This window comes from Cupriavidus sp. GW821-FHT07C08, from assembly GCF_059419025.1.
Genome location: NZ_JBWKQZ010000063.1, coordinates 1 through 10221, shown reverse-complemented (window position 1 = coordinate 10221; position 10221 = coordinate 1). Strand labels below are relative to the sequence as shown.

Genomic DNA, 10221 nt, shown 5'->3' with positions numbered 1-10221 from the left:
CTGCTGTTCCCGTTATAGGGCACAACCGTTTCTTCGCGAACGTCGGGCGCAGGCATGGCGCTTGGGAGGCTCAGTAGGGTTTGAAATAGTCGAACGGCTCGCGGCAGTCCAGGCACCGGTACAGCGCCTTGCAGGCGGTCGAGGCAAAGCGCGAGATTTCCTGCGTATGCACGCTGCCGCAGCGCGGGCAGGCCACGACATCGGGTGCGCCCGCGCGGGCGGCGCTAGGCACAAAGCGCAGCGGCTGCGCCGCGGCCGGCATGCCGCACTGGCCCGGCGGCGCAATGCCGAAGGCGCGCAGGCGCTCGCGCGCGGCCGGGGTGATCCAGTCGGTGGTCCAGGCCGGCGCCAGCACGGTGCGGATGCGCCACGGCGCCAGCCCGGCGCCGTCCAGCGCCCGGTCGATGTCCTCGGCGATCTGCGACATCGCCGGGCAGCCGGAGTAGGTGGGCGTGATGACGATCTCAAGCGCGCCGTCGGCGGCGGTCAGGACATCGCGCAGGATGCCCAGGTCGCGGATCGACACCACTGGGATCTCCGGGTCCGGCACGGCCTCCAGCGCCGCCCATGCACGCGCGATGCGACCATCGGTGGCGCGGTCCTTGCGCAGGGGTAGGGCGGCGATGGTCATGTTGGTCAACCCTTTGCGGCGAAGCGGGCGCTTACCATTGCGCGCCCGGATGGGCCCGCGCCAGCCCCTGCATCTCGCCCAGCAGGTAGCTCATGTGTTCGGAGTGCACGCCGTGCTTGCCGGTCGAGACAAAGCTCGTGGCCTGGGGCAGGGTTAGCGTGGCGGCCTGCAGCGTCTCGGCGACGGTGGCATCCCAGGCGGGGCGCAGCGTGGCCGTGATTACGCCGATGCCCTGCGCGGCGGCCTCGGCTTCCACCGCGTCTTCGGCAAAGCACTCGTTCATATAGGGCAGCAGGTGCTCCAGCGCGCGCTGCATGCGCGCGTGCGATGCCTCGGTGCCGTCGCCCAGGCGCAATACCCAGCCAGCCGCGTGGTGCAGGTGGTAACGCGCTTCCTTGACCGACTTGGCGGCGATCGCGGCCAGTTGGTCATCGCGGCTGGCCAGCAAGGCTTCCCAAAGCTCGACCATCAGCGCGCTGTACAGGAAGTTGCGCATGATGGTGACGGCGTAGTCGCGCTCGGCGGCGGCGTTGCCGGCCAGCGGGCCGCGGTGCGGCAATTCCAGCAGCGTCCAGTTGCGGAAGTCGCGCTCGGCGCGCCAGTAGGCGTAGTCGTCCTCATGGTGGGGCAGGCCGGTCAGCTCGCCTTCCAGCTCGCCGGCGCGGCCGTACAGCAGCCGCGCCTGGCCGATCAGGTCCAGGCTGATGTTGGCCAGTGCGATGTCTTCTTCCAGCACCGGGCCATGGCCACACCATTCGGCGTTGCGCTGGCCCAGGACCAGGGCGTTGTCGGCCAGGCGCAGCACGTAGCGCAAGGCCGCGGTGCGCGCCGGCGGCAGGTGGTCGAGCGAGGCGGGCACAGTCGGCTGTGGGGATGCGGTCATGGTGCGGGCCTTACATGTGGTTGACTTCGTCGGGCAGCTGGTAGAACGTCGGGTGCCGGTAGATCTTGTCGGCCATCGGGTCGAACAGCTCCGGTTTTTCCTCGGGCACGCTCGCGGTGATGGCCGCGGACGGCACCACCCAGATCGACACGCCTTCCTGGCGCCGCGTATAGACGTCGCGCGCCATGTGCAGCGCCTGCTGCGCATCGGCGGCGTGCAGGCTGCCGCAATGCTTATGTTCCAGGCCTTGCTTGCTGCGTACGAACACTTCCCACAGCGGCCATTCCTTGCGTTGCATCGTTTGTCTCCTCCGTCCTCGGGCGCGGGGTTCAGGCTGCGGCGCGGCTGGCGCGGGCTTCGCGTTCGGCCACCTTGGCGGCGTGCGCCAGCGCGGCCTCGCGCACCCAGGCGCCGTCCTCATGCGCTTTCACGCGGGTGGCCAGGCGCTCGCGGTTGCAGGGCCCGTCGCCGTTGATCACGCGCCAGAACTCATCCCAGTCCAGCGGGCTGTAGTCATAGTGGCCGCGCTCGGCATTCCATTGCAGGCCGGGGTCGGGCAGGGTCACGCCCAGCACGCGGGCCTGCTCGACCGTGGCATCGACAAACTTCTGGCGCAGGTCGTCGTTGGAGATGCGCTTGATGCCCCAGGCCATGGTCTGCGCGCTGTTGGTCGAGGCAGCGTCGGGCGGGCCGAACATCATCAGCACCGGGAACCACCAGCGGTTGACCGCATCCTGCACCATCTCGCGCTGGGCCTCGGTGCCGCGCATCATCGCCAGCAGGGCGTCGAAGCCCTGGCGCTGGTGGAACGACTCTTCCTTGCAGATGCGGATCATGGCGCGTGCATACGGGCCATACGAGCAGCGGCACAGCGGGATCTGGTTCATGATCGCCGCGCCGTCGACCAGCCAGCCGATCACGCCCACGTCGGCCCAGGTCAGCGTCGGGTAGTTGAAGATCGACGAATACTTGGCCTTGCCGCTGTGCAGCGCGTCGACCAGGTCATCGCGCGAGGCGTCCAGCGTCTCGGCGGCGGAATACAGGTAGAGCCCATGGCCGCCTTCATCCTGCACCTTGGCCAGCAGGATGGCCTTGCGCTTGAGCGACGGGGCCCGGCTGATCCAGTTGCCCTCCGGCAGCATGCCGACGATCTCCGAGTGCGCATGCTGCGAGATCTGGCGCACCAGGGTCTTGCGGTAGGCCTGCGGCATCCAGTCCTGCGGCTCGATCTTGCCGTCGGCGGCCATGCAGGCGTCGAACGCGGCCTGGCGGGCGGCTTCGTCCTGGGGCGCGCTGGCCTGCGCCGCATCGGCGTGCTGGCCGGGCAGGTCAAGACTCTGCGTGTACATATTGTCTCCTCTGGCGGGAATGCCGCTCGGATCGCGGACAGCGACTGGCCCTATTATATATATGCCGACCGGTCGGTCAATTTAAGGGAAGGCCCGCTACCGTGGCCCATGCTTGATCCTGCTCGCCACGTGGCGGTTGCTGCACGGTAGTATCGAAGGCAGGCGGCGTTACCGCCGCCATCCCTTTCCCTGTCAACGGAGGCAATACCTATGACTAGCACGGCATACAGCAAGATCGTGGTGGCGGTGGACGGCAGCAGCACGGCCGACCTGGCGCTGGGCGAAGCCATCCGCGTGGCGGCTCCGGGCGGCGCCACCGTGCTGGCGCTCTATGTCGTGGACACCGGCACGCCCATGTTCGATGCCGGGTACTACGACCCGAGCCAGCTGCAGAAGGCGTTCGAGGAAAGCGGCCAGCGCGCGCTGCAGGCCGCCTCGCAGCGGCTGGCCGCAGCCGGTGTGGCGCATGAAACCCGGCTGGTGACCGAAGCGCCGGTGCCCGGCGACATGGGGGCCTCGATCAACGAGGCCGCGCGCCAATGGGGCGCCGACCTGCTGGTGATCGGCACGCACGGACGCCGCGGCGTGCGCCGGCTGGTACTAGGCAGCGTGGCCGAGGCGGTAATGCGCCAGTCCACCATGCCGGTGCTGCTGGTGCGCGGCGAGGCGAAGGCCGACTGAATGGTCGAATGAAACCACGCCCCCGATCGGGGGCGCCAGGACAGGCGACGAGATTCAGCCGGCGAAGCGGAAATGGCCGCTGCGCAGCACGATCTCGCGCGCCTCGGTCAGCTCGAACAGGCTTTCGGCCAGGCGCTCGATGCGTTGGCGGTTGCTGGTGAAGGCTGCGACCAGGTCTTCCTCGCGCGGTGAACGCGCGCCGAAATGGGCCTCGAGGGCCTCGGCGGTGACGGAATACAAGGTGGGACTGCCGTTGACCGTGGCGGGGCAGGACAGCGTGAGGCTGGCTGCGCAGTAGGTCGGGAGGCTGCGAGGGAACGTGATGTCGGACATGGCGTGCCTCGTGCTGGCGGCGGGCGTATTCAATCAATATAGGCCATCGCCGCGTTCCGTAAAGTCCGGCCGGTCCGCTGGCCGGTCCGGCAACCTTCTTTTTTGGTTCCGCTCAGCCGCTGTGCGCCCGCCGCCGCCCCGGCAGCTTGCGCGCGGCCGCGCCCAGCGTGCGCAGGTCCGCCACCGCGGCATGGGCGGCGGCGATATGCGCGGCGGCATAGTCGGCCTGTTCCGCCAGGAAGGCGTCGAGCGCGGCAGCAGGTGGTAGCGCGGGGCGCTCGGCGCTGCTGGTCGTGTCTGCCAGGCCCGGCCGCATCGCCAGTTCGGCCAGTTGCGCTTCCAGTTTCGTCAGGAGCATGCGCACTTCAGCCCCGGCGGGCAGCGTGAAAATGCCCGACTCCACCCCGGCTCGCACCACGCCGGCCAGCGCGGCCATGCGGCGCGCGCACGCATGCACGCGCTGGTAGGCTCCGGCATAGTCCGGCGCCAGCGCGCCGGCGGCCTGTGCCAGCGTGAGTTCGGCGCGGGTGGAAGCCCGGCCGGCGGCAATGCGCAAGGCTTCCAGCCGCGGCACGGCGCGCGGCGTCGCGGACTGAGCCACGCGGCTGGCGGCGAAGGCGGCACGCAGGTAGACCGCGTTGACCGCCATCGCGTCGACGGCATGGCGGAACACGCGCGACATTTCCACGCGCGGTGCCAGCACAAAGTAAGTCGCCAGCGCGATCAGGCAGCCGAGCGCGGTGTCGATGCCGCGCAGCGCGGCAAAGTGGCTGCTGTCGACGGCCGGCGCGCCCACCCATGAGAACAGGATCACGGCCGGCGTCAGGCAGAACGCGAACGCCCCGGGCTGCCCGGCAAGTCGGCTGGCATAAGCCCCAGCCAGGAAGGCTGCGCTGATGCCCAGCGCCACCACCGGCGTCGGCTGGAGCAGGCCAATCACACAGGCGCACAGGGCGCCCGCCAGCGAGCCCGCAAAGCGTTTCACGGAAACCTGCCGGGTGGTCTGCAGTTGGGGGCTGAGCACCATGATCACGGTCACCGCCACCCAGTAGCCGTGGTCCAGCCGCCACCACTGCGCCGGCACCAGGCTGAGGCTGCCGGCCAGCGCCAGCCGCAGGGCGTGGCGCGTGACCAGGGCATCGCCTGCGGCGTGGTCGGCCAGCCCGCGCACCATCTGGGCCAGCCCGTGCCCGATGCCGCGCCGCGGCCAGCGGAAGCTTGCGCGCCATCGGTCGAAATCCGGATGGTGCGCCAGGGCGGATAGTGCCGATTGATAGGGGGGCGGGGCGCTGGCATTGGCCACGGGCGCGGTCAGGCGCCGCAGTTCGTGGCGCAGCGCCGCGCTCAACGCCGGCAGGTCGGGCGCGTGCCGCGCCAGTGCCTGGCCGACTTGCTCGCGGGCGTCGGCGACACAGCGCGCGATATGACGCAACGGCGGCTGCATCGGCAAGCCATGGGCGGCGCCGGCGCGCTCGCGCAGCTCGCCCGCGACGATCAGCAGCGCAAACAGGGCGTCGGCGACACCCACGGCATAGGCATAGTGCAGGAGACTGCTGGGGTCGCGCAGGCTGCGTCGGGCCTCGATGGCCCGGCGCGCGGCCTCGATGCGGTTGCGGATGTCCTGCTTGCAGGTGGCGAGGTCATTGCCGTGGCGGGTGTCGGCGAGTGCCGTGGCGAGCCGGACCAGCGCGTCGTAGGCGGCCACGATCTCGGTGCGTGGCCGATCGTCGCGGGCCGACGGGATCAGTGCAAGGCAAGCCAGGCACGCGAACACCCCGCCGCGCAGGAAGTCGAGCCCGCTTTGCAGGACCTGCACGGCCAGGTCGGGCCCGGCCGCAGGCTGCAGGCACGCGGCCACCAGCACGACATAGAGCAGCTTGGCCGCCAGCGCACTGGCCGGGCCGCGCGTCTCTGCCAGGCCCGCGGCAAGCCCTCCCGCCATCACCACCAGCACGGCCAGCCAGGGTGCCGGCGCCACGGCCGCGCCCAGCGCGCTGGCCACCGCCCCGCCAATGCCGACCGCTCCCAGGCTGGAAAGCCGTGCCGACGCCGTGCCTTGCCGGTCCGCCAGGCAGGTCCAGATCGAGGCCGTGGCCGACCACAGGTAGCCTGCATCCCCGGTCAGCCAGCCAATACCGGCAAGGGCCAGGAACGACAGCGCATAGATGATCCCGTGCCGGAGCAGCACGGGGTCAGGCCAGTAGCGGGCAAGGAGGGCGGAGGCGAACATGCGGGGCCGGGATCCACGCGGGCCTGCCAGGTCGGGCGCCCGTCGTGAGACCACTCTACGATACCGTTTGCTGCGTTGCAACAAAGCCGGCCTGTTGCCCACGGCAGCGGCTCGCCGCACCACGTTGGAGCGAGAAAGCCGCGTGGCGAGGCCCCAAGCACGATTGCTGCGCCAGCAGGGGCAAACGTGCACAGGGGTTGTGACCGTTCCGGCGCGAAGGCGAAAAAAAACCCACGCAGGTTGTGCGTGGGTTGGAATCCACCGAGGTGGTGGAGGAGACAGACTCCACTATACATGGTTTGTTGCGACGCACCAAGTGGTCATGTGTCAATGTCTGACAATACGCACAATGACGTTGTATCGATGCAACAATTCCGGTTTCCAACGATCCGGCCGTGTCCTAACGGAACAGATAGGCGGCACCTACCGCACACACGATCCCGGCAGCATCGGCCACCAGCGCACAACCGAGCGCATGGCGCGTATTGCGCACATTGATGCTGCCGAAGTAGACCGCGAGCACATAGAAAGTGGTCTCGGTCGAGCCCTGGATGATCGCGGCCAGCCGTCCCTGGAACGAGTCCACCCCATAGGTCGTCATCACGTCCACCATCAGCCCGCGCGCGCCGGCGCCGGACAGGATCTTCATCAGCCCGACCGGCAGCGCCGGCACGAAGTCCGTATTGACGCCCAGCTGGGCAAAGCCCAGCGTCAGCCAGCCCATCAGCACGTCCATGCAGCCGGTGGCCCGGAACAGGCCGATGGCTACGAGGATCGCCACCAGGTAGGGAATGATCTGCACGGCGACGCCAAAGCCTTCCTTGGCGCCGTCGATAAAGGCTTCATAGACATTGACCCGGCGCAGCGCGCCGCAGACCAGGAACAGCGTGATCAGTGACAGGATGAAGCCGGCGCCGGCCAGTGCCGTGACGCTGCCGACCTGCTCCGGCGGCGCGTGCCGCAGCCAGGCGAACATCCCGCCCAGCAGCGCCGCGACCAGCCCGAACGCCACCAGCACGGCCGGGCGCAGCAGGTTCAGCCGCTGCACCCACGCCACCGCCAGCAGGCCGGCCAGGCATGAGCCGCCGGTGGCCAGCAGCGTCGGCAGGAAGATGTCGGCCGCATTGAAACCCACCAGCCCCTGCTTGACCGCAATGGCCTGCCGGATCGCGATCACCGAGGTCGGGATCAGCGTCAGCCCGGCAGTATTCAGCACGATGAACATGATCTGCGCATCGGTGGCCACGTCCGGGCGCCGGTTCAGCGTCTGCAGCTCGCGCATGGCATTCAGGCCGAGCGGCGTGGCGGCATTGTCCAGCCCGAGCAGGTTGGCCGACACGTTCATCATCATCGCCCCCTGTGCCGGATGGCCCTGCGGCACGCCGGGGAAGAAATGGCGCAGCAGCGGGTTCACCAGCCGGGCGAAGGCATCGACCACGCCGGCGCGCTCGCCGATGCGCATGATGCCAAGCCACAGGCTCATCACCCCGGCCAGGCCGAGCGCGATCTCGAAAGCCGTGCGCGCGCTGTCGAACAGGCTCGCCAGCATTGCCGGGAACACGGTGAGATCGCCGCTGGCCAGGCGGACGCAGGCGGCGACAAAGGAAATCAGGAAGAAACCGAGCCAGACAACGTTCAGGGCCATCGGAATGCGGGAAGCGGGGGAATCAAAGCCGGAGAGATTCCCGGCACGGCGTGCAGCTCAACCGATCACGGCCCCGCGTTCGGCCAGCAGCTCGCGCAGGATCGAGCGGTGGCAGTGCGCCTCGTTCTCGCAGTAACAGCCTACCGAGAAATTGGTCTGGTGCGACAGCGCCGCCAGCAGGTCGAGCGTGCGGCTGGCGTCCGGCGCGGCCATTTCCTTGCGGAAGTGCCGCACGAACGCCCGCCATTGCTTGTCATCGGTGGCCTGCAGCGCCTGGGCCACCAGCTCGGGCGATGGCGACAGCACGGGATACCAGACATCGTAGAAATCGCGGCTGGCAAACTCGGATTTGGGCACGCCCCGCGGCGGCCGGCGCACGGTGCCGATGCGCAGGCCTTCATCGGCCGCGCGCGGCGTGCCCAGTCTTACGATTCGGATGGTCATGGAGGGTCCCGCTCATGTCCGCCGACGCGAGTGCGTCCGGCTAAAGTCCCAGATCATGAATCATGGTGTCGCGCATGACAAACTTCTGCACCTTGCCCGTCACAGTCATCGGCATTTCCGAGACAAAGCGGATATAGCGCGGAATCTTGTAGTGGGCGATCTGGTCACGGCAGAACGTCCGGATCTCGTCCTCGGTGGCGGTCTGGCCGGGTTTGAGCACGATCCAGGCGCAGACCTCCTCGCCGTATTTCTGGTCAGGCACGCCAAAGACCTGCACCGCCTGCACCTTGGGATGGCGGAACAGGAATTCCTCGATCTCGCGCGGGTAGATGTTCTCGCCGCCGCGGATCAGCATGTCCTTGACCCGGCCGACGATGTTGCAGTAGCCCTCGTCGTCAATGGTGGCGAGGTCGCCGGTGTGCATCCAGCCGTCGCGGATGGCCTCGCGGGTGCGCTCGTCGTCTTCCCAGTAGCCCTGCATCACGGAGTAGCCGCGGGTGCAGAGCTCGCCGGTGGCGCCGGTCGGCACGACCTCGCCGAGGGCGTCGACCACCTTGCATTCCAGGTGCGGCTGCACCCGCCCGACGGTGGCGACGCGCTTGTCCAGCGGATCGTCGGTGGCGCTCTGGAACGAGACCGGGCTGGTTTCGGTCATGCCATAGGCAATGGTGACCTCGGACATATGCATGTCGGCCACCACGCGCTTCATGACCTCGATCGGGCAGGGGGCGCCGGCCATGATGCCGGTGCGCAGGGTCGAGAAGTCGAAGCGGCTGAACTCCGGATGGTCCAGCTGGGCGATAAACATGGTCGGCACGCCATGCAGGGCGGTGCAGCGTTCCTCGCTGGCCGCCTGCATGGTCGCGAGCGGATCGAAGGCCTCGCCCGGGAACACCATGCAGGCGCCGACCGAGACGCAGGCCAGCACCGACAGCACCATGCCGAAGCAGTGATAGAGCGGCACCGGGATGCACAATAGGTCACTGTCGCCAAGGCGCATCGCCATGGCGACAAAGCGGCCGTTGTTGACCACGTTGTGATGCGTCAGCGTGGCGCCCTTGGGGTTGCCAGTGGTGCCGCTGGTGAACTGGATATTGATGGCGTCATGCGCGGAGAGCGTGGCGGTCACCGCGTCCAGACGCGCAGTATCGGGTTCGGCCAGGAGTGCATCGTAATTAAGCATGCCGGGCGTCGCCTCGGCTCCCATGCGGACCACCCATTGCAGCCGGGCCAGCCGGGCGGCGCGCAGCGCACCCGGCTCGGCCTCGGCCAGTTCCGGCGCCAGCGCCTGCAGGGTGGCCAGATAGTCGCTGGTCTTGAAACGCGCGGCCGTGATCAGCATGCGCACGCCCGCCTTGTTCAGCGCATATTCCAGCTCCGCCTGGCGGTAGGCCGGGTTGATATTGACCAGGATGGCGCCGATGCGGGCGGTGGCGAACTGGGTCACCACCCATTCGGGCCGGTTCGGCGCCCAGATGCCGACGCGGTCGCCCGGCTGGATGCCGCGCTGGAGAAGGCCGCTGGCCAGGCGATCGACCTGGTCGCTGAACTCCGCCCAGTTCCAGCGCACGCCATGCTCGCGGAACACCACGGCCGGGCCGTCCGGGTTTGCGGCGACCGTGCGCGCCAGCAGTGCCGGAATCGTCTGATCAGACAGGGGGATGTCGGTGCTGCCGGCGACCAGGGAGAGGCCGGGCGTCACGGGTCGGTTCATCTTGCCTCCTTCAACTGCTCTGCTTGGCATTCGACGCCTATATATAGAGGAAGGCGTTTCGGGTTGGGCCAACGCCCACGGCGTCAGCTTAAGCCGAGGCCCCGCTGGATGTTGTCACCAGCGCGACATTTGCGCCCCATGCGCCGCTTTTTTGGGTGCCTCGAATTATTTCGCGAAATCGCTTGCCAGTCGGTCCTGCGTCCCTTAATATTCGCCCCCTCGCAACACAACGCAGCGCTGCAAAGCAGACGCAGCAAGGGTTGCGGGGTCGACCGGAAGGTTGGCGCAGCGAAGTTTGCAGCGCTGACCGC

The 10221-nt window shown here is 68.4% G+C and carries 10 protein-coding genes; 1 reads left to right on the top strand and 9 read right to left on the bottom strand.

Annotated features, from left to right (window positions below):
* Positions 1-70: 70 nt before the first annotated feature.
* Genes paaD through paaA form a run of 4 tightly spaced genes read right to left on the bottom strand, consistent with a single transcriptional unit; the run spans position 71 to position 2863 of the window.
* The gene (gene paaD, locus AC07UK_RS38550) at positions 71-631 is read right to left on the bottom strand and encodes a 1,2-phenylacetyl-CoA epoxidase subunit PaaD (protein ID WP_436222858.1); all 561 of its coding nucleotides are present in this window, start codon (positions 629-631) and stop codon (positions 71-73) included.
* Between the two features lie 31 nt (positions 632-662).
* The gene (paaC, locus tag AC07UK_RS38545; RefSeq protein WP_436222857.1) at positions 663-1514 is read right to left on the bottom strand and encodes a 1,2-phenylacetyl-CoA epoxidase subunit PaaC; all 852 of its coding nucleotides are present in this window, start codon (positions 1512-1514) and stop codon (positions 663-665) included.
* 10 nt (positions 1515-1524) lie between these two features.
* Positions 1525-1812: a 1,2-phenylacetyl-CoA epoxidase subunit PaaB gene (gene paaB / locus AC07UK_RS38540; protein WP_012354162.1), complete on the bottom strand. Its 288-nt coding sequence runs from the start codon at positions 1810-1812 to the stop codon at positions 1525-1527.
* 31 nt (positions 1813-1843) lie between these two features.
* Positions 1844-2863, bottom strand: coding sequence for a 1,2-phenylacetyl-CoA epoxidase subunit PaaA (paaA, locus tag AC07UK_RS38535; RefSeq protein WP_436222856.1), 1020 nt, complete (start codon positions 2861-2863; stop codon positions 1844-1846).
* A 210-nt stretch (positions 2864-3073) separates the two neighbouring features.
* Here paaA and AC07UK_RS38530 point away from each other — a divergent pair, with 210 nt between their 5' ends.
* Entirely contained in the window at positions 3074-3544 is a 471-nt protein-coding gene (locus AC07UK_RS38530; protein WP_436222855.1) for a universal stress protein, read from the top strand.
* Positions 3545-3598: 54 nt separating this feature from the next.
* Here AC07UK_RS38530 and AC07UK_RS38525 read toward each other — a convergent pair whose 3' ends face one another.
* From AC07UK_RS38525 to AC07UK_RS38505, 5 genes are all read right to left on the bottom strand, one after another.
* Positions 3599-3877 (bottom strand): DUF1488 family protein, encoded by a 279-nt coding sequence (locus AC07UK_RS38525; RefSeq protein ID WP_013958269.1) that lies wholly within the window; start codon positions 3875-3877, stop codon positions 3599-3601.
* Between the two features lie 112 nt (positions 3878-3989).
* Positions 3990-6107 carry an FUSC family protein gene (locus AC07UK_RS38520; RefSeq protein ID WP_494688324.1) on the bottom strand — a complete coding sequence of 706 codons (2118 nt, stop codon included), beginning with the start codon at positions 6105-6107 and terminating at the stop codon, positions 3990-3992.
* A gap of 400 nt (positions 6108-6507) precedes the next feature.
* A complete protein-coding gene (locus AC07UK_RS38515) occupies positions 6508-7752 on the bottom strand; it encodes a nucleoside recognition domain-containing protein (protein WP_013958267.1) in 1245 nt (414 codons plus the stop codon).
* A 57-nt stretch (positions 7753-7809) separates the two neighbouring features.
* Entirely contained in the window at positions 7810-8196 is a 387-nt protein-coding gene (locus AC07UK_RS38510) for a DUF488 domain-containing protein (RefSeq protein WP_436222853.1), read from the bottom strand.
* 40 nt (positions 8197-8236) lie between these two features.
* Complete coding sequence (locus AC07UK_RS38505) at positions 8237-9910, bottom strand: AMP-binding protein (protein WP_494688325.1); 1674 nt, start codon at positions 9908-9910, stop codon at positions 8237-8239.
* Positions 9911-10221 lie beyond the last annotated feature (311 nt).

Bases quoted from the DNA above. Each gene is read 5' to 3' on its own strand.
- paaD (WP_436222858.1), bottom strand. From the start codon at position 631: ATGACCATCGCCGCCCTACCCCTGCGCAAGGACCGCGCCACCGATGGT.
- AC07UK_RS38520 (WP_494688324.1), bottom strand. From the start codon at position 6,107: ATGTTCGCCTCCGCCCTCCTTGCCCGCTACTGGCCTGACCCCGTGCTG.
- AC07UK_RS38525 (WP_013958269.1), bottom strand. From the start codon at position 3,877: ATGTCCGACATCACGTTCCCTCGCAGCCTCCCGACCTACTGCGCAGCC.
- AC07UK_RS38515 (WP_013958267.1), bottom strand. From the start codon at position 7,752: ATGGCCCTGAACGTTGTCTGGCTCGGTTTCTTCCTGATTTCCTTTGTC.
- paaA (WP_436222856.1), bottom strand. From the start codon at position 2,863: ATGTACACGCAGAGTCTTGACCTGCCCGGCCAGCACGCCGATGCGGCG.
- paaC (WP_436222857.1), bottom strand. From the start codon at position 1,514: ATGACCGCATCCCCACAGCCGACTGTGCCCGCCTCGCTCGACCACCTG.
- paaB (WP_012354162.1), bottom strand. From the start codon at position 1,812: ATGCAACGCAAGGAATGGCCGCTGTGGGAAGTGTTCGTACGCAGCAAG.
- AC07UK_RS38530 (WP_436222855.1), top strand. From the start codon at position 3,074: ATGACTAGCACGGCATACAGCAAGATCGTGGTGGCGGTGGACGGCAGC.
- AC07UK_RS38510 (WP_436222853.1), bottom strand. From the start codon at position 8,196: ATGACCATCCGAATCGTAAGACTGGGCACGCCGCGCGCGGCCGATGAA.
- AC07UK_RS38505 (WP_494688325.1), bottom strand. From the start codon at position 9,910: ATGAACCGACCCGTGACGCCCGGCCTCTCCCTGGTCGCCGGCAGCACC.